This is a genomic window from Sneathiella chinensis, assembly GCF_012720115.1.
GTDB classification, from domain to species: Bacteria; Pseudomonadota; Alphaproteobacteria; order Sneathiellales; family Sneathiellaceae; genus Sneathiella; species Sneathiella chinensis.
Genome location: NZ_VNWN01000006.1, coordinates 226,714 through 249,148, shown reverse-complemented (window position 1 = coordinate 249,148; position 22,435 = coordinate 226,714). Strand labels below are relative to the sequence as shown.

At 57.1% G+C, this 22,435-nt stretch carries 18 protein-coding genes; 8 read left to right on the top strand and 10 right to left on the bottom strand.

The genetic code is table 11. The annotated features are described in order from the left end of the window. Positions 1-36: 36 nt before the first annotated feature. Entirely contained in the window at positions 37-1,176 is a 1,140-nt protein-coding gene (locus tag FQB27_RS11240; protein ID WP_206374584.1) for a pyridoxal phosphate-dependent aminotransferase, read from the bottom strand. A gap of 41 nt (positions 1,177-1,217) precedes the next feature. Continuing rightward, positions 1,218-2,639 (bottom strand): gamma-glutamyltransferase, encoded by a 1,422-nt coding sequence (locus FQB27_RS11235; protein WP_169561141.1) that lies wholly within the window; start codon positions 2,637-2,639, stop codon positions 1,218-1,220. 142 nt (positions 2,640-2,781) lie between these two features. On the opposite strand from FQB27_RS11235, the gene FQB27_RS11230 reads away from it, so the two are divergent. Both FQB27_RS11230 and FQB27_RS11225 read left to right on the top strand, forming a co-directional pair. After that, positions 2,782-4,071, top strand: coding sequence for a M48 family metalloprotease (locus tag FQB27_RS11230; RefSeq protein ID WP_169561140.1), 1,290 nt, complete (start codon positions 2,782-2,784; stop codon positions 4,069-4,071). A gap of 89 nt (positions 4,072-4,160) precedes the next feature. Continuing rightward, the gene (locus FQB27_RS11225) at positions 4,161-4,976 is read left to right on the top strand and encodes a DsbA family protein (protein ID WP_169561139.1); all 816 of its coding nucleotides are present in this window, start codon (positions 4,161-4,163) and stop codon (positions 4,974-4,976) included. A gap of 83 nt (positions 4,977-5,059) precedes the next feature. On the opposite strand, the gene FQB27_RS11220 is transcribed toward FQB27_RS11225, so the two are convergent. Continuing rightward, positions 5,060-5,848 (bottom strand): DUF3750 domain-containing protein, encoded by a 789-nt coding sequence (locus FQB27_RS11220; protein ID WP_169561138.1) that lies wholly within the window; start codon positions 5,846-5,848, stop codon positions 5,060-5,062. 71 nt (positions 5,849-5,919) lie between these two features. Then, positions 5,920-6,897 carry a sulfur carrier protein ThiS gene (thiS, locus tag FQB27_RS11215; protein ID WP_169561137.1) on the bottom strand — a complete coding sequence of 326 codons (978 nt, stop codon included), beginning with the start codon at positions 6,895-6,897 and terminating at the stop codon, positions 5,920-5,922. Positions 6,898-7,116: 219 nt separating this feature from the next. Here thiS and aroQ point away from each other — a divergent pair, with 219 nt between their 5' ends. From aroQ to aat, 4 genes are read left to right on the top strand one after another with little or no spacing between them, the layout of a single operon-like run. Next, complete coding sequence (aroQ, locus tag FQB27_RS11210; protein ID WP_169561136.1) at positions 7,117-7,551, top strand: type II 3-dehydroquinate dehydratase; 435 nt, start codon at positions 7,117-7,119, stop codon at positions 7,549-7,551. Between the two features lie 26 nt (positions 7,552-7,577). Further along, the gene (accB, locus tag FQB27_RS11205) at positions 7,578-8,042 is read left to right on the top strand and encodes an acetyl-CoA carboxylase biotin carboxyl carrier protein (protein WP_169561135.1); all 465 of its coding nucleotides are present in this window, start codon (positions 7,578-7,580) and stop codon (positions 8,040-8,042) included. Between the two features lie 14 nt (positions 8,043-8,056). Next, positions 8,057-9,400, top strand: a complete 1,344-nt coding sequence (gene accC, locus FQB27_RS11200) for an acetyl-CoA carboxylase biotin carboxylase subunit (protein WP_169561365.1) — start codon at positions 8,057-8,059, stop codon at positions 9,398-9,400. An 11-nt stretch (positions 9,401-9,411) separates the two neighbouring features. Next, complete coding sequence (gene aat / locus FQB27_RS11195; protein ID WP_169561134.1) at positions 9,412-10,065, top strand: leucyl/phenylalanyl-tRNA--protein transferase; 654 nt, start codon at positions 9,412-9,414, stop codon at positions 10,063-10,065. Here aat and FQB27_RS11190 read toward each other — a convergent pair. From FQB27_RS11190 to FQB27_RS11180, 3 genes are read right to left on the bottom strand one after another with little or no spacing between them, the layout of a single operon-like run. Continuing rightward, positions 10,032-10,442: a DUF2155 domain-containing protein gene (locus FQB27_RS11190; protein WP_206374582.1), complete on the bottom strand. Its 411-nt coding sequence runs from the start codon at positions 10,440-10,442 to the stop codon at positions 10,032-10,034. The genes aat and FQB27_RS11190 overlap by 34 nt on opposite strands. Positions 10,443-10,455: 13 nt before the next feature. Next, positions 10,456-10,914 (bottom strand): outer membrane lipid asymmetry maintenance protein MlaD, encoded by a 459-nt coding sequence (gene mlaD / locus FQB27_RS11185; protein WP_169561132.1) that lies wholly within the window; start codon positions 10,912-10,914, stop codon positions 10,456-10,458. Positions 10,915-10,950: 36 nt separating this feature from the next. Then, positions 10,951-11,316, bottom strand: a complete 366-nt coding sequence (locus tag FQB27_RS11180; protein ID WP_169561131.1) for an NADH:ubiquinone oxidoreductase subunit NDUFA12 — start codon at positions 11,314-11,316, stop codon at positions 10,951-10,953. Between the two features lie 467 nt (positions 11,317-11,783). On the opposite strand from FQB27_RS11180, the gene FQB27_RS11175 reads away from it, so the two are divergent. After that, entirely contained in the window at positions 11,784-15,494 is a 3,711-nt protein-coding gene (locus tag FQB27_RS11175; protein WP_169561130.1) for a vitamin B12-dependent ribonucleotide reductase, read from the top strand. A 337-nt stretch (positions 15,495-15,831) separates the two neighbouring features. On the opposite strand, the gene FQB27_RS16890 is transcribed toward FQB27_RS11175, so the two are convergent. Together FQB27_RS16890 and aspS are read right to left on the bottom strand one after the other, a co-directional pair. Then, complete coding sequence (locus FQB27_RS16890; RefSeq protein WP_169561129.1) at positions 15,832-17,463, bottom strand: sensor domain-containing phosphodiesterase; 1,632 nt, start codon at positions 17,461-17,463, stop codon at positions 15,832-15,834. Positions 17,464-17,648: 185 nt separating this feature from the next. After that, a complete protein-coding gene (aspS, locus tag FQB27_RS11165; protein WP_169561128.1) occupies positions 17,649-19,433 on the bottom strand; it encodes an aspartate--tRNA ligase in 1,785 nt (594 codons plus the stop codon). Positions 19,434-19,678: 245 nt separating this feature from the next. On the opposite strand from aspS, the gene rnd reads away from it, so the two are divergent. Then, the gene (gene rnd, locus FQB27_RS11160; protein WP_169561127.1) at positions 19,679-20,833 is read left to right on the top strand and encodes a ribonuclease D; all 1,155 of its coding nucleotides are present in this window, start codon (positions 19,679-19,681) and stop codon (positions 20,831-20,833) included. Between the two features lie 71 nt (positions 20,834-20,904). Here the strand turns inward: rnd and FQB27_RS11155 are convergent, their stop codons facing one another. Further along, positions 20,905-22,428 (bottom strand): Ppx/GppA family phosphatase, encoded by a 1,524-nt coding sequence (locus FQB27_RS11155; RefSeq protein ID WP_169561126.1) that lies wholly within the window; start codon positions 22,426-22,428, stop codon positions 20,905-20,907. Between the last annotated feature and the right edge of the window lie 7 nt (positions 22,429-22,435).

Here is a 22,435-nt window from a genome sequence, read left to right as displayed (position 1 = left end):
AAGTGTTTTCCCGCCCCCAATGCCGTCAGGGCCGGGTTATAGCCAGCCGCGCAAGGCCTCAATGGCGCCCTTGACACTCTCGGTTGATCCGGCGAAGGAAAAGCGCACATAGGCCTGTCCCCGGTTGGGATCGAAATCAAGGCCCGGCGTTGCCGCCACCCCGGTCTCCGCCAGCATTCTTTTGCAAAACTCCATGCTGTCATCCGTAAGATGGCTCACATCCGCGTAGATATAGAAAGCCCCATCCGCCGATGCCAGCTTGTCCAGCCCCATCTTCGGCAACTCTTCCAGCAGGATCGCCCGGTTGCGGGTATAATTCTCGCGGTACCCTTCCAGTTCGTCCGTGCAGTCAAACGCCGCAATGGCCGCATACTGGCTGAGGCTGGGGGCAGAAATGAACAGGCTTTGTGACAGTCGCTCAATGGTTCCCACCAGTGCTTCCGGCACAATCATCCAGCCAAGGCGCCAGCCGGTCATGGAAAAGTATTTCGAGAAGGAATTGATCACCACCACGTCATCCGTATAGGACAAGGCGCTTTTGGCTTCCCCGGAATAGGTCAAGCCGTGATAAATTTCGTCAGAGATAAAATGCATATCCCGGTCCCGGCAATAATCGACAAGCGCAGACAATTCCGTCGGGGACAGCATGGTGCCGGTGGGGTTGGAAGGACTGGCGACCAGCAATCCGTGAAGCGGCCCCGGCACGGCATCAATCAGGGCCGGGCTTGGCTGGAAATTGGTTTCCGGCCCCGTGGGAATGCCCACCGCCTCGATATCCAGTGACGACAGGATGTTGCGATAGGCCGGGTATCCCGGATCGGCCAGAACCACCCGGTCCCCTGCGTTGAACAGGCTGAGGAAGGACAGCATGAAGCCGGTTGATGATCCCGTGGTAACCACCACCCGCGCCGGATCAAGGTCGATATTATACATCCGGCCATAATGATCTGCGATGGCCTTGCGAAGCGGCGGAATGCCGAGCGCCTCTGTATACCCGATGGAGGTGTCCCGAAGCGCCTTTTCCGCGGCTTCCGTAACCTTGGAGGGGGCGGAGGTGGCCGGTTGCCCGATTTCCATATGATAGACAACCTTGCCCTCGGCCTCACGTTTGTTGGCGGCCTTCAGGACCTCCATGGCAAAAAACGGCGGAACATTGCCGCGCTTCGCGCTTTTCACATCTACACCTGTCAATTAACTAAAAAAATAAAGGCCCGCCCCTATTTCTGGATCATGGACAGACCATAACCCCGGGGGTCGGATCGGGACTGGCAATTGAAAACCTTGCCGTCCGCGCAATGAATGGCATTAACCGCGCCCAGTCGCTCGACCTCGATCATGACCGGGTGCCGATCCGTCATCCCCAGCAACTGATCTGCCGGGATTTTCTGTTCATACAGAAGCGGCAACTGCTGGCCCATGGTAAAGACCCGCGGCTCTGAAATGGCGGCCTCAAGGGTGCGGCCCTCGCCAAATACACCGACGGCTGTCCGAACCGCGCCGCTGACCCCCGCAGCCCCGCCGGAAGAGGCGCTGGCATATTGGAAGGTCTTGGTCGGCAGGTTGGCCACCACCATCGGGGTGGCCGGGAATTCGGCCTGTTCATCCGGGATATTCGGGGCCATCACAATACCGGTGATATTCCCTGCTTCGCCCACGCCAAAGGGCTTGCGGACGCCCACCACGCAGGAAACCGCACTGCCCCGGTTGTCCATGGTCACAAAGGACGTGGCCCCCCCGGATACAAAAGGCGAGAAGCGCGCATAAGGACCGAAGTTCCGGGCGGCAACCTCGGCCTGCTGGCCTGCGGATACGCTGGTATCCAGTTGCAGCAGACCCTTGCCGTCAAAAATACCCTGCCACAGGTTCTGGTACAATTCACCATAATAGCGGCTTGAGATACCAACCGTGTGGGCGTCGGTGTTGAAGGTCCGGGCGGCTTGCCATGTGGGCTTGTAATTGAACAGATCTGCACTGGTCATGGTGCCGCCTGCATCGCGCACATCGGACAGATAGGCCCGCGCCATGGTCCCGCCGTAAAACGCGGCCCCGCCATCGGTCCGAAGACGGGACAGGACACTGGCAAGACGTACCTGCCGGATCTTGGCCCCTTCGTCCTTGAAGGCACCGGCCCCATTGCCATAAATGGTCTTCAGGTTATCCCCAAGCCCGGCCGGGTCCGTGGTTGTCACCATGGCCATATGCTGGGCGCGGGACATGCTTTCCCCGAAATTCGCGAAATTTTCGGCCGGGGCCAGCAAGGCGCCCCAGTCCATCTTGCCATAGCGGGCATGCAGCGCCGCAAAACCGCGCATGTTGCCCGGCACCGCAATGCGTCCCCCCGCTTGAGGAGGAGCCGCAAAGAACTGCAGGTTTTCAAGTTCGTTCTTCTGGCGGTCATAGACAATACATTCCCCGCCCCCACCAAGAGAGCCGGCAATGGGATAGGTTACCGCCAGCGTGAAATAAAGCGCCGTGGCCGCATCCGCAGCCGATCCGCCGGAAGACAGGATGTCCTGCGCCACAAGGGTTGCACGGGGCTCATCGGAAGCGGCGCCGCCAAGCGGCCCTTCAACGCTTTCCAGAACACCGACCGGTTGTTCCGCAGTTTCACAGGCCGCAAGGGCAAAAAGTCCCCCCATCAGCAGAAGTGAAGTTTTGCGCCCCCATTGACGGCACGCGAAACTATTCTTACCTTTGTTCCATAACAAAGGGGCAGATTTCTTGATTAAGCGCATACTTTTACCGTTTTCAGCCATTTTATGTCTCATCCTGTCCAGTCAAATGGCGGTCGCCAAGAACAAGACGGGCCTGTCCTATATCCGTGATGCGGAAATTGAACACACCCTGCGTTCCTACGCAACCCCTCTCTTTGTTGCCGCGGGCCTGAACCCCGAAGATGTATCCATACATCTGGTCAATAACAAGACCCTGAATGCGTTCGTCGCCGGTGGGCAGCGGCTGTTTTTCTTCACCGGTCTTCTGGAACGGGTCGAGCATCCGGGCCAGTTGAAAGGTGTGATCGCCCATGAAACCGGTCATATCGCTGGTGGCCATCTGGCCCGCACCCACGAAGCCCTGAAAAATGCCAGCATCAAAAGCATCATTGGGTATGTGCTGGGCGCCGCCGCCATTGTCGCTGGCGGCGGTCAGGGCGGCGCGGGGATTATCGCCGGATCACAGGCCGCAGCACAGAAGTCCTTTTTGAAATACAACCGGACACAGGAATCAGCCGCCGATCAGGCCGCCATTCGCTATCTTGAAAGCACGGGGCAGTCCGGCAAGGGGATGCTGGAATTCCTTGGTATTCTGGGCCAGACCAATCAGGTTTACTACGGCAATGTGGACCCCTACTGGCTGAGCCACCCGATCAGCAGCGAACGGGTTCGCGCCATGGAGCAAAGCGTCCGCCATTCCGTGTTCAGGGATAGGGGGGAAAGCGCCGAGTCCCTGCAGGCCTTCGACCGGATGCAGGCCAAGTTGCAGGGGTTCATCCATTCCATGGCCAGCACCCTGAAACGGTACCCGGAAACAGACCTGTCCGTTCCGGCCCGCTATGCCCGGGCGATTGCCTATTTCCGCCGTCCGGTACTGGACAAGGCCCTGCTGGAAATCAATAGCCTGATTGACGAGTTTCCCGCTGATCCGTATTTCCACGAATTGAAGGGGCAGATGCTCTATGAAAACGGGGATATTCAAGGGGCCCTCCCCTCGCTGGAGGCAGCCGCTACATACGCCCCGAACCAGCCACTGATCCTGACGCTTTATGGAACGGTATTGCTGAGCACTGGCTATTCTGCCGATGACCGGAAGGCCATCGATGTCCTGAAACAGAGCGTCTCCATGGATGCCCAGAACCCGACCACCTGGAACCAGCTTGCCATTGCCTATGGCCGTATGGGCGACACGGGAAATCTGGCCCTTGCCACAGCCGAGCGCTTTATCCTGCTGGGGCAGTTTGAAAAAGCCATTTTCCATGCCAAACGGGCACAGGAGAACATGCGGGTCGGCTCTCCCGGTTTCTTGCGGGCCGATGACATCATCACCATTGCCTCGCGCCTTGCGAAAAACTGATCCTCGGGCACAGCTCACGCGGTTGTGCTTTGAGAATTCCCAAAAGCTGATTACACTCGGCCTGACCTTAACCAACTGAAGTCATTTGTATGAAAAAGAACTCCAAGCTCAGCCTTCTCAGTATTGTGCTGCTTATCGCCCTGGCCGGCATGGCAGGCCTTTATGCCTACCAGTTCCTGTCCCGCGGACAGGGCGCTGCGGCCACACAGGCCGGGATGTCCACTCCTGTTTCTGACGAGTTTGGCAGCCGTGTCCGCGCCTATCTTCTGCAAAACCCGGAAGTGATCCGCGAGGTGATTACGGCCCTGCAACTGAAAGAGGCACAGGAAGCCGCTGCCCAGAAGACAGCCCTTCTGGATGCCATGCGCCCCGACCTTGAACAGGACGGATACAGTTATGTGGCTGGCAACCCGAACGGCGATGTGACAGTTGTCGAATTTTTCGATTACCGCTGCGGCTATTGTAAAAAGAGCTTCCCGGATGTGATGAAGCTGGTCAAGGATGACGGCAATATCCGTCTTGTCCTGAAAGAATTCCCGGTTCTGGGTGACCCGTCCATGCTGGCTGCACAGGCCGCCATGGCCGCCCTGAAACAGGAAGGCAAGTATATGGACTTCCACGTGGCCCTGATGGAAACCCGTGCGCAACTGTCTGAAGACCGCGTTTTCGCCATTGCCGAGGAAACCGGCCTGAATATTGAACAGTTGAAGGCGGATATGAAGGACGACGACATTCAGGAAAATCTGTCGAAAACCTACCAGCAGGCCCGCGCCCTTGGCATCAGTGGCACCCCGACCTTTATCATTGGCAGCGAGTTGGCCCCGGGTGCGATCCCGATTGCCCAGATGAAAGCCTTGGTCGACACCGCGCGCGAAAAGAACAAAACCGCCGCAGCCAAAAACTGACCCTTCACCGGGTCCCTGACCGACAGGCATCAGCCATCAGGCACACCGAATTCGGCCCGGATTTTTCCGGGCCGTTTCCTTTTTTACCTGGTGTAACCTTGCTGTTCCGGTCGCCCTTTTAGGGCAAGGCGACCAAATCCCGGCACCTTCAACGCCAGATCGTCAAAATCGAAGCCGGCGGTCAATCCCAGAACATGCAGTTCCATCCCCTGCTCCGGACTGACCAGAAAACCGCCATACCCCATCAGGGAAAGCTGAAACCCGTCCCCGCTGATGGCCGGGCCGGTTATCTCGCCATTCGCCAGATAATCCTTGCCGATTGCCGTCGGTGGTAAATCCAGTTTCAGTTCGGGAAAGTTCCGACCGATATAGGCAATGAAGCTGTTCGAATTTGGTCCCGGCCACAGCCGATATTCCGATTTGTGGGGATAGGTGCCGATCACCTGCGGCAGCCTTGCGATCACCTGTTCTGCGGCCGTCCCGCGAAGGTCGGCAAGAAGTTCGGGCGCACTGCCATACCAGTGATTGTCAGGACTTCCCCGCCCTACGGCAAGGGCGGAACCGCCGCGATAGGCGCGCCAGCCAAGGACTTCATATCGGGTGTAATGCGGGGCATCGCGATCCTTGACCGCCAGCCATGTGTGAACCGCAAAGGTGCCGCGCCAGCCCCACGTTCGGGCGCCAAAAACCTGAACCACTGCCTCCCGGTGGTCCTGCGGCGACGGGGACAGGCCCGACGCATCCCGGCGGGCGGTGCTCCAGCTTCGCTGCCCATCGGGATATCCCGATGCGTAGCTGATCAGTTGCGGGGTGCCAAACGGCACCACCACAAGGATCAGGAACCATTTTACAAAGGTCTTAACCCGCTGCATGTCACCTCCCGTTCATGGAACATTATAGAGATGACAGCAGAAAGTGTCGATTTTGGGGACCGGCTGGCCCCCTAGATCAGGCCCGCCAGCGGGGAACTGGGGTTCGCATACATTTTCTTCGGCATACGGCCCGCCAGATAGGCCTGACGACCGGCAATAACCGCGTGTTTCATGGCATCGGCCATGCGGATCGGGTCTTTTGCGTGGGCAATGGCCGAATTCATCAGCACGCCGTCACAGCCAAGCTCCATGGCGATGGCCGCATCGGAAGCTGTCCCCACACCCGCATCCACCAGAACCGGCACATTGGCCTGTTCATTGATGATGCTGATCCCGACCGGGTTCTGGATACCAAGGCCGGAGCCAATCGGTGCGCCCAGCGGCATGATCGCCACGCAGCCCATATCCTCCAGTTCCTTGCAAAGGATCGGGTCATCGGAACAGTAGACCATGACCTTGAACCCCTCGTCGATCAGGACGCGGGCTGCCTTCAGGGTTTCAGGCATGTTCGGGTACAGGGTTTTCTCGTCGCCCAGAACTTCCAGCTTCACAAGGTCCCAGCCCCCGGCCTCACGGGCCAGACGCAGGGTGCGCAGGGCTTCCTCGGCGGTGTAGCAAAAGGCCGTGTTGGGCAGGAAGGTGTATTTCTTCGGGTCCACATAATCCACCAGCATGGGCTGGCTGCGATCCATGATATTCACCCGGCGGACAGCCACGGTGACGATTTCCGCCCCGGACGCCTCAATAGCCAGTTTTGTTTCCTCGAAATCCTTGTATTTGCCGGTGCCGACAATCAGCCGCGAGGTAAATTTCTGTCCGGCAATTTCGAAGCTGTCTTCCTGTGTCACGTTTCCACCACCTATAAAATGTACGATTTCCAGCGTGTCGCCGTCCTCAAGACGGGTCGAGCCATATTCTGACCGGGGAACAATTTCAAGATTGCGTTCCAATGCCACCTTGGAGCCATCCAGTTCCAGATCGGCCAACAATTCCTGAATGGTCAGGGAGGCGGAATATTCCCGCACCTCTCCATTAATGGTCAGTTTCATCAACAAATACCTTAACTCATGTCAGGCCGGTCGGCATAGGCCCCGGCCAAGGGATAAATTCGTCCGGATTATGGGTCGATCAGACCCGACTTTCAACCGTCATCGGCGGTTTTGTCATGATTTCTTCACAATGCCCAACTCTAATTCTTTATCATCCGTCAAAACTTGATTATAAGTGGGCAAGTTACTTAATCGGTCCTGTTCCAAATCGGAGTAAAAATGGGCAAGTCGGTCCTGGTCATAAACGGTCCCAACCTGAACCTTCTGGGCAAGCGGGAACCGGAAATCTATGGCCACACAACCCTCGACGATATCGAGCGCATGACAAAAGACCATGCAAGGTCACTGGGCCTTGGTCTTGGCTTCGTGCAAAGCAATCACGAGGGCGAACTGATTGACCTGATCCAGAATGCTCCGCAGGACCATGACGGACTTGTCATCAACGCTGCGGCCTATACCCATACATCGGTCGCGCTGATGGATGCCATCAAGGGCGTCGGGCTTCCCTGTGTCGAAGTACATTTGTCCAATGTCTTCTCGCGGGAAAGTTTCCGACACACCAGCTATATCTCGCTGGCCGCCACAGGCGTGATCTGTGGGTTCGGCCCGAAGGGATATTGTCTGGCACTGGACGCCCTTGCCGAAATTCTTTGAGCAATGAAATGAAAAGTCGAAATAAAATGAGCAAATTTGACATCGATAGAGACGCCATTCGTGAACTGGCGGAAATTATGAACGAAACCGGCCTTGGCGAGATCGAGCTGGAAAGCGGCAATCATCGCCTGCGGGTTTCCCGTAATTCCTCCACCGTTGCGGCGGCCCCTGTTGTTGCTGCACCGGTTGCGGCCCCTGTTGCCGCTGCTGCTGCGCCGGTTGCCGCTGAAGCTGCCCCGGCCGAAGCAGAAAACCATCCGGGTGCCGTCAAGTCACCGATGGTTGGTACAGCCTATCTGGCACCGGAACCCGGCGCGGCCAACTTTGTCTCTGTCGGCGACAGCGTTTCACAGGGCCAGACCCTGCTGATTGTCGAAGCCATGAAGACCATGAACCCGATTGCAGCTCCGAAAGGCGGAAAGATCGTCAAGGTTCTGGTTGAAAACGAACAGCCGGTTGAATTCGGTCAGCCGCTGGTCGTGATCGAGTGAGCGTGACCAAACCCATGTTTGAAAAAATCCTCATCGCAAACCGCGGCGAAATCGCCCTGCGTGTGCACCGTGCCTGTCGTGAAATGGGCATCCGCACGGTTGCCGTTCATTCCGAGGCCGACGCCGATGCCATGCATGTGCGACTGGCAGACGAAAGCGTCTGTATCGGGCCGCCAAGCTCAAGCGCCAGCTACCTGAACATCCCGTCGATCATTGCCGCTGCGGAAGTCACCAATGCGGACGCCATTCATCCGGGATATGGCTTCCTGTCGGAAAATGCGAAATTTGTGGACATCGTGACCGCCCATGACATCAAGTTCATTGGCCCGTCCGCAGACCATATCCGCCTGATGGGCGACAAGATCGCCGCCAAGGACACCATGAAAAAAGCCGGTGTGCCTTGTGTTCCGGGTTCAGACGGCGAAGTCAAAACCCTTGAGGACGCCAAGCGGATCGCTGCCGATATCGGGTATCCGGTCATCATCAAGGCGTCTGCCGGTGGCGGCGGACGCGGTATGAAAGTGGCGCTGAACGAAGACGCCATTTCCGAGGCCTTCTCCTCTGCTCGTGCGGAATCCCAGCTCGCCTTTGGCGATAACGCGGTTTACATCGAGAAATATCTGGCAACCCCGCGCCATATCGAGATCCAGATCCTTGCCGACGGCAAGGGCAATGTGGTCCATCTTGGCGAACGGGACTGTTCCTTGCAGCGCCGTCACCAGAAAGCCCTTGAGGAAACCCCCTCCCCGGCACTGCGTCCGGAACTGCGCGACCAGATTGGCGAAACCGTTGCCAATGCCATCCGCGAAATGGGCTATGAAGGTGTGGGCACCATCGAATTCCTGTTCGAGAATGACGAGTTCTATTTCATTGAAATGAACACCCGTCTGCAGGTCGAACACCCGGTCACCGAAATGGTCACCGGTCTTGACCTCGTTCAGGAACAGATCAAGGTGGCCGCGGGTCATTCCCTGACCATCACACAGGACGACGTGAAGTTTTCCGGTCATTCCATCGAGTGCCGGATCACCGCCGAGGACCCTGTCACCTTTGCTGCCAGCCCGGGACCGGTCCTGGACTTCCATGCCCCCGGCGGGCTGGGGGTTCGCGTGGATTCCGCCCTCTATTCCGGCTACAACGTGCCGCCATATTATGACAGCCTGATTGCCAAGCTGATCGTCCATGGCAACAGCCGTCAGGAATGCCTGATGCGGCTGGACCGTGCACTGGAAGAGTTTGTTGTCGGGGGCATCAAGACAACCCTGCCCCTGCACCGTGAACTGATCGCCAACGAAGAGTTCATCAAGGGTGACTACAACATTCACTGGCTTGAAAAACTGCTGAAAGACCGGGGCTGATCGGTCTTCCAATGACTGCGTTGACGCCAGAGATACTCCTCACGGCTTATACGCACGGGATTTTTCCCATGTCCGAATCACGGGACGACCCGGAAATTTTCTGGGTCGATCCCGAGTGGCGCGGCATCTTTCCCCTCGATGATTTTCACGTCCCCCGGAAACTGGCCAAAACCGTCCGCAAGACCCCCTACAGGGTAACCGTTGACAAGGCCTTCCGGCAGGTCATGAAGGAATGCGCCGCACCGGCGCCCGGTCGCCCCACCACATGGATCAACCGAACCATCCTTGACCTCTATACAGAACTGCATCTGATGGGAAACGCCCATTCCGTCGAGGTCTGGGACCATGACGGGACGCTGGTGGGCGGATTGTATGGCGTGTCCATTGCTTCCGCCTTTTGCGGAGAGAGCATGTTCTCCCACGCTACCGACAGCAGCAAGATTGCCCTTGTGCATCTTGTGGCACGCCTCAGGGCGGGCGGGTATATCCTTCTGGATACCCAGTTCATCACGGAACATCTGGCCACGCTGGGTGCCGTTGAAATTTCACGGGAAGAATATCATCGCCGCCTCAATGAAGCCCTGAAAAGGCAGGCGGATTTTTACACTCTGGACGATGCGGCGACGCCGGATCAGATCTTGCAGTCAATCACCCAGACATCATAGACGGGGTGCTCAAGGGCACTCAGCGCCGGGCTTGAGGCGAACATCCAGCCCATGAAGACAAGGACCGGGTCCTCGTCCTGCTTGTTGTCGAGAATTTCCAGAAAAGTGGAGGTTTCCGGTGTTTCTTCCGGCGGGCGTTTCAGGCATTTCCGGGCCGTAATCTGAAGGGTGCCGTAATAGACAGATTGCCCGATCGGGATCGTCAGGTCTTCTGTTCGCGCTGTCACCTTGTCGAGGGCGCGAAGAACCACTTCCTTGCCGGGGACGGAAGACGCCTGACTTTCCTGCCCCGAAAACAATGCCCCTGTCAGGCCCAGCAGGGCCGCCAGAAGGACCCCGCCCGACTTTTTCAGGAGTGCCGGTTTACTGATACGCAAGCCTGACATCCGGTTACTCGGACTTGCCGGAACCGGCGCTGAAAATGGCCTGCCCGATCAAATCCATCAGGTTGACCGCACTTTGGGTATAGGTAATCTCGTCGCCGCTTTCCAGAAGCTCATCCGCCCCGCCCGGCTCAAGCGCCAGATAGCTGCCGCCCAGCAGGCCTTCGGAGGCGACCTTGGCCGCGGTGTCCTCGGGAAGTTTGATGGCGCTGTCCACACTCAGGCCAACAATCGCCTGAAATGTCTGTGGGTCCAGATCCTGACTGGTCACCGTGCCGACCTTGATACCGCTCATGCGCACATCGCTGCCCACATTCAGGCCGTCGATCTGGTCAAATCGCGCTGTCAGGTGAACACCGTTTCCACCGCTGCCGATATCGGCGGTCCGATAGGCAAAGATCAGAAAAATTGCTGCAAAAGCAAGTACAACGCCCCCGATAACGGTCTCTACAATCTGATTACCCAAAACGCTTTCCCCACACTCCGGTTAATGAAACCCGAATTACTCGGGCTTCCATGCCTGATAGTCAGCCGTGCTTTTCTGACGCTGTCCACCCTTGTTCACGGCACCGCCCGGACGATAGGCAAACTCTGTTCCTGTCAGGTTCGGAAGATGCTCTTCTTCCCAGTTCTGTTTTGCAACGGCCTGCTGATCGGGAAGATTGTTGGTGGTGTAATGCAGCCAGATATGCCACGCCGCCGGCACCTTGGAGGCTTCCGGGCGGCCCTTGTACACGACCCAGCGGCGTTCCCGGCCAAACGGACCTGTCGGCTTTCCCTTTTCCTTGTAGTAGCGGTTACCGAACTGGTCTTCGCCAACCTTTTCACCCTTCCACCAGGTAAACAACAAAGTACCGAACGTAGCCATAACTTTCTCTTTCTACAAAAGCACCAAAATTTGCTGGGAATATGGCACCCTGAAAGGGGTTCGTCCAGTCCAACTTTCATCCGGGCGGGGAAAATTGCCCCCTCTGTGACATCCTGAACGCTGTGATTCTGTTTCGGTGTTCGGGAAGAAACCTGAATCAGCGAACGAACAGAAAGCCCGCTAAAAAAAAATTCCGACCCTTTGCTGTGCCCCCGCCAATTGAAGCAGGCGCAAAACTGCGCCCCGACGCCATATATGGAAAATTTTACGCATCGACCAACTAGACCTTGTAGTAAAGTCAATGTTGATTTTCAAAAAATTCGGGCGCACCATCCTAGCGCTTCGAAGGTGCCAACCTACTATATGTGGTAATCACCCCGCAGGGAACGGGGGCTACATCACAGGGAACCGGCAGGACTTGAGGCGGTACTAGAAGGTTTCAAGCTACTTGGGGGAGCATTCCTATCATGCGTATTACTCGTCATTTCACCAACGCCGATTCTTCTCCCTATGCCAAGATGAAATTCCGGCAGGCGACGAGTGAAATCCGGAATCCCGACGGTTCGGTTGTCTTCAAGCTGGACAATATCGATGTGCCGTCTGATTGGTCGCAGGTGGCCTGTGATATCATCGCCCAGAAATATTTCCGCAAAGCCGGCGTCCCTGCCCGCCTGAAATCCGTCCAGGAACAGGATGTCCCGGAATGGCTGGCCCGGCAGGAAGCCGACGAAGACGCCCTCTCCGCCCTTGATGAGGAAGACCGCTATGTGGGGGAAACCTCCGCAACGCAAGTCTTTGACCGATTGGCCGGTACATGGACCTACTGGGGCTGGAAAGGCGGCTATTTCGATACCGAAGACGACGCCCGCGCCTATTTTGACGAAATGCGCCATATGCTCGCCTCACAAAAGGGCGCGCCAAACTCTCCGCAATGGTTCAACACCGGCCTGCATTGGGCCTATGGCATTGCGGGCCCGGCACAGGGCCATTCCTATGTGGATTTCAAGACCGGCAAGCTGAAGAAGTCCGTCAACTCCTATGAACATCCGCAGCCCCATGCCTGCTTCATCCAGTCCGTGGATGATGATCTGGTCAATGACGGCGGTATCATGGATTTGTGGGTTCGCGAAGCCCGTCTTTTCAAGTATGGCTCCGGCACCGGCACCAATTTCTCCAACATCCGCGGCGAAGGGGAAAGCCTGTCCGGCGGGGGCAAGTCCTCCGGCCTGATGAGCTTCCTGAAAATCGGCGACCGGGCTGCGGGCGCCATCAAGTCCGGCGGCACCACCCGGCGCGCTGCCAAGATGGTGACACTGGATATCGACCACCCGGATATTGAGGAATATATCAACTGGAAGGTTGTCGAGGAACAAAAGGTGGCCGCACTGGTGGCCGGATCAAAGCTGTGTAACCTGCACCTGAACGCCATCATGAAGGCCTGCGCCGAACTGGAGGGGGACGAAGCCTATAACACGGCGGAAAACCCGTCATTGCGCAAGGCGATCATCAAGGCCCGCAAGGCCATGGTGCCGGAAAACTATATTCAGCGTGTGATCCAGTTTGCCCGGCAGGGCTTCACGGAAATCGAGTTTTCCACCTATAATACGGACTGGGATTCCGATGCCTACCTGACTGTCTCCGGCCAGAATTCCAACAACTCCGTCCGGGTAACCGACACCTTTATCAAGGCCGTTCTGGAAGATGGCGACTGGAACCTGATCCGCCGTATTGACGGCAAGGTTGCCAAAACCATCAAGGCCCGTGACCTGTGGGAACAGATCGGTGAAAGTGCATGGCAGTCCGCTGATCCGGGCCTGCAGTATGACACCACCATCAACGACTGGCACACCTGCCCGCAGGATGGCCGGATCAACGCCTCCAACCCCTGCTCGGAATATATGTTCCTGGATGACACGGCCTGTAATCTAGCGTCGCTCAACCTGATGAACTTCCGTCGCGCAGACAAAAGCTTCGATATCGAAGGCTTTGAGCATGCGGTCAAGCTGTGGACGATCACGCTTGAAATTTCCGTCCTGATGGCGCAGTTCCCGTCCGAGGAAATTGCCCGCCTGTCCTATAAATTCCGCACGCTGGGTCTTGGCTTTGCCAATATCGGCGGCTTGCTGATGGCACAGGGTCTGTCCTATGATTCCGACGAAGGCCGGGCGCTTTGCGGGGCCATTACGGCGACCATGACCGGTGTGGCCTATCGGACCAGTGCCGAAATGGCGGCCGAACTTGGCGCCTTCCCCGGCTACAAGAAAAATGCGGCGGACATGCTCCGCGTGATCCGCAACCACCGCAACGCGGCGCTGGGTCACAAGGATGGGTATGAGGCGCTGTCTGTCTCTCCTGTTCCGCTGGATATTGCCAACTGCCCCGATGCGGCGCTGACCGATGCCGCTGTTCGCGTCTGGGATGAGGCTCTCGCCCTTGGGGAGCAGCATGGCTATCGCAACGCCCAGACCACCGTTATCGCCCCGACCGGCACCATCGGGCTGGTCATGGACTGCGATACAACGGGGATTGAGCCTGATTTTGCCACCGTCAAGTTCAAGAAACTGGCCGGCGGCGGATATTTCAAGATCATCAACCGCACGGTCCCCGAAGCCCTCTCCACGCTTGGTTATAACCGCGAGGAAGTGCGCGACATCATCGCCTATGCCGTCGGGCATGGCACCCTGCAGGAAGCACCGGGTGTCAATCACGAGGCGCTGCGCGACAAGGGCTTTACGGATGATGTTCTGGAACTGGTCGAAAAGGGTCTGGCATCCAGCTTCGACATCAAGTTTGTCTTTAACAAGTTTACCCTGGGTGAGGAGTTCTGTACGGACGTCCTTGGACTGGCGGCAGACGATCTGAATGACTATAATTTCGATCTTCTTTCCGCAATTGGCTTCAGCAAGCAGGAAATTAACGACGCCAATGCCTATTGCTGCGGGGCCATGACCCTTGAAGGGGCTCCTCACCTCAAAGACGAACATCTGCCGGTGTTTGATTGCGCCAACCCGTGTGGCCGGATCGGCAAACGCTATCTTTCCGTGAACAGCCACATCCGCATGATGGCGGCGTCCCAGCCGTTTATCTCCGGCGCGATTTCCAAAACCATCAACATGGCCAACAGCAGCACCGTCGAGGACTGTAAGGACGCCTATCTGTTGTCATGGGAACTGGGACTGAAGGCCAACGCCCTCTACCGGGATGGCTCCAAACTCAGCCAGCCCCTCTCCGCCCTTGCGGTGGACGAGGACGAGGATGACCAGATGGAACTGGAAGAAACCATCAAGGAGGCCCCGGCCGCCGTTGCCAGCACCGTAATTGCAGAGCGCATTGTCGAGCGCATGATCGGCGAGCGCAAGAAGCTTCCCACCCGGCGCAAGGGTTATACCCAGAAAGCCGTTGTCGGCGGCCACAAGGTTTATCTGCGTACCGGGGAATATGATGACGGGTCCGTTGGGGAACTGTTTATCGACATGCACAAGGAAGGCGCCGCCTTCCGCAGCCTGATGAACAACTTTGCCATCGCCATCTCCATCGGCCTGCAATATGGCGTTCCGCTGGAAGAATTCGTCGAAGCCTATACCTTCACCCGGTTCGAACCGTCGGGCATTGTGGAAGGTAACGACGCCATCAAGATGTCCACCTCCATTCTGGACTATGTCTTCCGGGAACTGGCCATTTCCTATCTGGGCCGCAATGATCTGGCCCATGTGGCACCGGATGACCTTCGCATTGACAGCCTTGGCGCCGGCGAGGCACAGGCCGAGATCAGCAGCGAGGAATATCACGAACATTCCATGCAGCTCGACAATGTGATCAACCTGACCTCTACGGGCTATATCCGCTCTCGCAACCTTCAGGTCCTGCAGGGCGGACTGTCCAGCATGGCCATGAACATGACAGCGGCGCAGGCCTCCGTCAGTGTGGAAACACCGGGCGGTGCGCCCACCACAACATCGGCCAGCGCCGCGTCCGTTTCCATCAGCCGCACCAGTGGCGGCAGCAACGGAAGCCCGACAGGCGCCGCTACGTCATCGGACCGGGCTAACAAGGTCATGGAAGCCCGCATGAAAGGATATGAAGGGGATAGCTGCGGCGAATGCGGTAATTTTACGCTGGTCCGCAATGGCACCTGCATGAAATGTGACACCTGCGGATCAACCAGCGGGTGCTCATAACCAAGAAAAAACAGTGACTTGTGAGACACTCCTCACAAGTCACTGCATTTATCCGTTGCGTAATCAGTTGTGTACCCCAAATCAGTGGCATACCCGGTTCCAGTTCCTCACCCGTCAGGCAAGTATGGCGTAAACAGTTTGATTTGAGTGCGTTGAGGGGGATGTAATCCGCCGAGTTGTTGTGTACCGGGATCGGATTACATTGTGGCGTATCAGGTATCCCGATAGTCAGTACCAAGGCAAGCCTTTACAGGGCGAAGCGGTCCTTCCTGCTTCGCCCTTTTTGCTGCCTGCATCTGGTCGCCCGATGGATCAGGGCACACCCGAATTAACGGGCTCAGTTCCACTCTGACTGGACGCCCTTGCGCTTCATGTTCAGGCTGATCTGCCGCTTCTTGAACGGCATGTCCAAAACGGCCTGTGGCTTGCCAAAGAACCAGCCCTGTCCGTAATCAACGCCCATCCGTTTCAACAACTGGAACTGGTCCCGTGTTTCCACCATTTCCGCAATGGTCCCGATCTTCAGGTCCCGGCACAGACGCGCCATACATTTCAGGATCGCCGCGTCCTTTTCCTCGTGCAGCACGTCGCGAACATAGGCCCCATCAATCTTGATATTGTCCACATCCAGTGCCTGGATATACTGGAACGATGCCGCCCCAGCCCCAAGGTCATCCAGACTGACTTCGATGCCATTTTTGCGGAATTGCTGGATCACCCGGTTGGCCCGAACCAGATCACGAATCTGGCTCGACTCGGTAACCTCAAGGGACAGATATTTCCTGAAATTCGGATAATCCCCCAGCAACGTGTAAAGCGTATCGACAAAGTCATCGGACTCCAGCGAATGGCCGGATATATTCACGGCTACATGGGGCACCAACCGCCCTTGCCGCGGATATTCGCTCAGGGCCTCAAGGGTCTTCTTGGTCACCGCCAGATCCAGATCCCGGATAATCCCCACCTCTTCGGCGAAGGTCACTGTCTCGTAGGGCGACTCGCCATCCTTGAACCGGCACAGAACCTCGTAATGATGGGTCGTTTCATCCAGCAGGTTGACGATCGGTTGATAGACCAGTGAAAACTGGTGCCGCTTGAACACGTTCTTCAGACTGGAAATCCGGTTCAGGGTGGTTTCCATCCGCCCCTGCAGCCCTTCGGCCAGACTGGACATGCTGAACCCGCCGCCGGTGTCATTGACGAAGCTGTTGATGACGAACATCAGGGCGTGGGTTGCATTTTCCTGCGACAGCTTGCCTTTCTCAAGGTCGATCGTGCTGGCATCCGTCTTGAGCCCATGCCCCGGCGCAACCTCGTTGGACAAGGTTTCCACCTTTTCCTGAAGAACCGTATGGTCAAGGGACTTGTTGTGAAGAACGCCATACTTGTCCCCATCCAGACGTCCGGCGGAATCCCCCCCAAGAGAATAGCTGCGAAGGACCGCGCCCATCTTGTTGAAGAATTCCTCCATATCGGATTCGGAGGTATGCTTGCTCATGTCGCCAAGGTTGGACAATTCCAGCAAGGTCAGTTCCAGTTCCTGCCCCGTTTCCGCAGCGATATTAAGCTGATCCGTCGCCAGTTGGACAAAATCGTTATTGGTCAGCAGTCCCGTTTCCGTATCCCGGTGCACGGCAACCGACTGGGCCGCCGGCAGGCCTGTCACGTTCAGGGTCAGATAGATATGACCGTTCACCCGTGGCAGGCTGCACGCCCCGATCACCGCCATGGTGTTGGTATTTTGCATGCGCGCTGAAACCGGGCTGATCCGCTCCCCTTCCTTCATGTTTTCAAGAAGATAGGTGATAACCCGGCGATCCTGTGGGTCTAGCAGGTCGGCGAAGGCCATTCCGTCAAGATCGGGTAAATCCTTGCCCAGAATTCCCTTTGCCGCACCGGATGCGAAACATATCTTGCCCTGATCATCCAGTTCCAGCAGCAGGTCTGCGGCCGCAAAAGAAAAAGCCACAAATCTCTCGCGATCTCCACGCAATGTGTCAATTGTCTTCGATTGTGTCACAGGCATAACCTTGTTGATGGGCCCCCGCTGGCGATAGTAGGGGCGAAACGGTTAAGAAAACCGAAATAAGACACCCCTAAAACACAAAAAAAGCCCGGTAAAAACCGGGCTTTTCAATCATCCTTGCAGGTTTATCAACCTTCTGGTTTCGGTTCCGGCTGAACGGACCGGATATGCAACTCACGCAGGTTCTTCAGCGGCACTTCCGCCGGGGCCTGCATCATCAGGTCCTGTGCCTGCTGGTTCATCGGGAACAGGATCACCTCGCGGATATTCGGCTCATCCGCCAGCAGCATCACGATACGGTCAACACCCGGTGCAATACCACCGTGGGGCGGTGCGCCGTAGCGGAACGCGTTCAGCATGCCACCGAAACGATCCTCGACCACCTGTGCATCATAACCGGCAATCTCGAATGCCTTCATCATGATATCCGGGCGGTGGTTCCGAATGGCACCGGAGGACAGCTCGATACCGTTACAAACGATATCATACTGGTATCCCTTGATGTCCAGCGGGTCCATGGTTTCCAAGGCTTCCAGACCACCTTGCGGCATGGAGAACGGGTTGTGACTGAAATCGATCTTCTTCTCTTTCTCGTCATATTCATACATGGGGAAGTCAATCACCCAGCAGAACTTGAACACGTCCTTTTCACAGATATCCAGATCGTTACCGACCAGAATACGCGCCTTGCCAGCCAGTTCAGCGGCGGCCAGTTCCTTGTCACAGGCAAAGAAGATACCATCGCCATCTTCAACACCGGCCAGTTCCTTGATCTTTGCGATCCGCTCTTCATCCAGGTTCTTGGCGATCGGACCCTTGGCTTCCCCATCCTTGAAGATGATGTAACCCAGTCCGCCAGCGCCTTCCTTGCGGGCCCAGTCATTCATCTTGTCGAAGAAGCTGCGGGCACGGGAACCGGCACCCGGTGCCGGGATAGCGCGGACAACAGAACCGCCTTCAATGGCGCGGGCAAACAGGCCAAAGCCTGATCCCCGGAAGGGCTCGGTCACGTCGGCCAGAATAATCGGGTTCCGCAGGTCCGGCTTGTCAGAGCCATATTTCAGCATGGCTTCATCAAACGGGATCCGAACGAACGGTGTTTCCACCTTGCGATCCCCGGCAAATTCCTGGAAGACCTGTGTCAGGACCGGCTCAACCGCGTTGAACACGTCGTCCTGATTGACGAAGGCCATCTCGATATCCAGCTGATAGAATTCACCCGGGCTACGGTCGGCGCGGGCATCTTCATCGCGGAAGCAAGGGGCAATCTGGAAATACCGGTCAAAGCCGGACATCATCACCAACTGCTTGAACTGCTGCGGTGCCTGCGGCAGGGCATAGAATTTACCCGGATGCATGCGGCTTGGAACCAGAAAGTCCCGTGCGCCTTCCGGGGAAGATGCGGTCAGGATCGGGGTCTGGAATTCCATGAAGCCCTGATCCTGCATTTTGCGGCGCAGGGAGGCAATCACCTGTGAGCGCAGAACGATGTTGTTGTGCAGGCGTTCGCGGCGCAGATCCAGATACCGGTGACGCAGGCGAATATCTTCCGGATATTCCTGATCCCCGAATACGGGCATGGGCAGCTCATCAGCGGCGGATTGCAGGGTGAAATCCTCGATATCCACTTCGATATGGCCGGTCGGCAGGTTCGGATTGACCGTTTCCTCGCTTCTGGCGACAACCTTACCGGTTACGGTGATCACGCTTTCAGACCGGACGGATTCAACCTGATCAAAGATCGGAACATCTGTCTCGATCACACATTGTGTGATCCCGTAGTGATCCCGCAGGTCGATAAACAGCAGGTTACCGTGATCCCGCTTGCGGTGGACCCAACCGGAAAGGCGAACTGTTTTTCCCACGTCACTGTCGCGCAGTTCCGCGCAAGTGTGCGTTCTATAACTATGCATCGGGGCTCTCTTGTGCGTATTCGATGGACTGTCTGCCCTTGCCTGATCCGATATGACCGCTAAACTGGATCGCACCAAATCGACAAAGCTTCTAAAGCGCCTGTCTTACAATCTTTTTTCCCCCGCGCCAACCTTCCTTTGTATCTAAAAATGCACTAATCTCGGAATAAATTGGATATTTCCGGCTAACTCGCGATAATCGTGCCATAAATCGATACGTCCCAAAAGAAAAGCACCCCGCACCCATGCAGATCATTACGACCACCGACAGCCTGACAGACCTTTGCAAGCGGCTGTCCGACCATCCGTATGTTACCATCGATACCGAGTTTCTGCGGGAAAGCACCTTCTGGCCGAAACTCTGCCTGATTCAGATTGCCAGCGAGGACGAGTCGGCAATCATCGATCCGCTGGCCCAGGATTTCGATCTGGCCCCCCTGCTGGAACTATTGCAGAACCCCGACGTGATGAAGGTGTTCCATGCCGGCCGTCAGGATCTGGAAATTTTCCACCATATGACGGGCGAGGTCCCGACCCCGCTTTTCGATACGCAAGTGGCGGCCATGGTTTGCGGTTTCGGGGAATCGGTCGGTTATGACACCCTTGTCACCAAGATTACCGGTAAGGGGATCGACAAATCGTCGCGCTTTACGGACTGGTCCCGCCGCCCGCTGACCGAACGGCAACTGAAATATGCAGAAGCCGACGTGACGCACCTGCGCGAGGTGTACAAGTTCCTGAAGGGCAAGCTGGAAAAAACCGGACGGGCAAGCTGGGTGGCCTCGGAAATGGAAATCCTGCGCTCCCCGGACACCTATTTCACACCGCCGGAAAATGCGTGGCAGCGGATCAAGGCCCGCAGCAACAAGCCGCGTTTTCTGGCCATCCTGAAAACAACCGCCGCATGGCGCGAACGGCAGGCCCATTTGCAGGACCTGCCCCGCAACCGCGTCCTGCGGGACGAAGCCTTGCTGGAAATCGCCTCGAACCCGCCGAAAAATGCCGAAAAACTGTCCCATGTCCGGGGCATTGGCAAGAAATTCGCCGACGGCAAAATGGGGGCTGGCCTGCTCGCCGCCATCGAGGAAGGCCTTGCCATGCCGGAAGAAGACTGCCCCGCCGTGCCGCTAAAGGTTCATCATCCAAAAGGCATTGGCCCGTTGATGGACCTGCTGCGGGTTCTTTTGAAACAGCGCTGCGAGGAAAATGATGTGGCCCAGAAACTGGTCTGCAGCACATCGGACCTTGAGAAAATTGCCGCAGAAGACAACCCGGACACCCCGGTTCTGTCCGGCTGGCGCCATGATATCTTTGGCAAGGATGCCCTCGCCCTGAAAGAAGGGAAAATCGCCTTTACGGCAAAAGGCCGGAAAATTCAGGTGATCAGCCTGACGGACTGACGTCCAGCCCAACAGACTGATCCCGACCTGAAATTGTTACCGGCCGCGCCTTGATGCCGCGGCCGGTAAAATCAGTTCTCGACGATTTCGATGGCGCAGACCTTGTCCTGAATTTCCGCAAGGGCGCGCAAACGACTGTCCACATGGACCCCCAGAAGAACAGAGAGCTCACTCGGCACGGACAGGATCAGCCGATCCTCGGTCACCGTCAGGCGGGTCTGCGGCAGAATGCCCATCACCCCGCCGCTCAGGCTGTGGGCCAGCCGAAGCGCAAGCCCCAGACTGAAGGCATGTCTTTTGTCTTCTTCGCTCACCAGAGCCAGACCATCCTCAAGGGCATGGCCCTCCAGATTGCCCTGATAGCGGGCATAGACGGCCAAGGCCACAATGGCCCGGCCCTTATGCCCGATCCCGCTGAAGGGGGCGCGGAAAATACGGCGGAAGGCCTGACCGGCGCGATAATCCGCGCTCATGGACCAGGCAATATCCGACAGGGTTGAAGCGGCAAGCGCCAGTCGCTGCCCTTTTTCACCGACACGGGCGAACACCGGCAGAAGCCAGCGGAAGATTTCCTCCCCATGTTCGGCAAAACGCCCTTCCCGTGCCGCCATGTCGCGGCAAGCCTCCAGCAAGGGATCGCGTGTGCGGACATTTTTCTTCAGTTCGGAATACAGCAGCCCTTCCCGCAACCCGTTGGACGAGAAGACAATGCCTTTCGGCTCGATCAGCTCAAAAAGCTGTTCCATGATCAGGGCCGCCGTTTTCATGGTTGCCACACGGGATTTCGGCACCAGCGGCACCGCCCGCAACTCGTCCTCGCTCATGGTGATGACCTCGGCGATGACCGCCTTCATCTGGGGCAAGGTGAGCTTGTAATTATGGATGATATTGAGAGGATGCCCGGATTTCGAGATATGATACCGGGCAAGGGCGCGCCACGCGCCGCCAACAACATAGAAATTCTTGCCTTTGACCTCTTCCAGCCAGTCCACATCTTCCATCAGGTTGTGAAGATAGGCGTTCAACTGGTCGTCGCTCATTCCCATCCGGGACAAACGCAGGGCCCCCAAAGGCAGAGAGGCCGCTTTCAGAACCTTGTGGTCGCCGACTTTTACCAGTTCAAGGCTACCACCCCCCAGATCGCCGACAATGCCATTGGCATAGGGCATTCCGGATAACACACCAAGGCCGGCATAGCGGGCCTCCTGCTTCCCGCTCAGGACCTGGACATTCAAGTCGCATTCCTGCTCCACCTCGGCCACGAACTCGGCGCCGTTATCCGCCTCCCGGACCGCCGCGGTTGCCGCGACGATCACACGTTCCACCCCCATGGAATTCACAAGGGCGGAATAACGTCGGAGCGCGGTCAGCGCCTGCTCCATGGCTTCGTCCCCCAAGACGCGAGAACTGCCCAAGTCCCGTCCCAGTCCACAAAGGACCTTTTCGTTGAACTTGGGAAAGGGCACCCGGGAGGGACCGTCGAAGACCACCAGACGAACCGAGTTGGACCCGATATCGATAACGCCCCTCAACTTGTCCAGGGGTTTGACGCCCGGATCCAGACTTCTATCGCGGTTATCAACAATTCTGTGCACGAATACC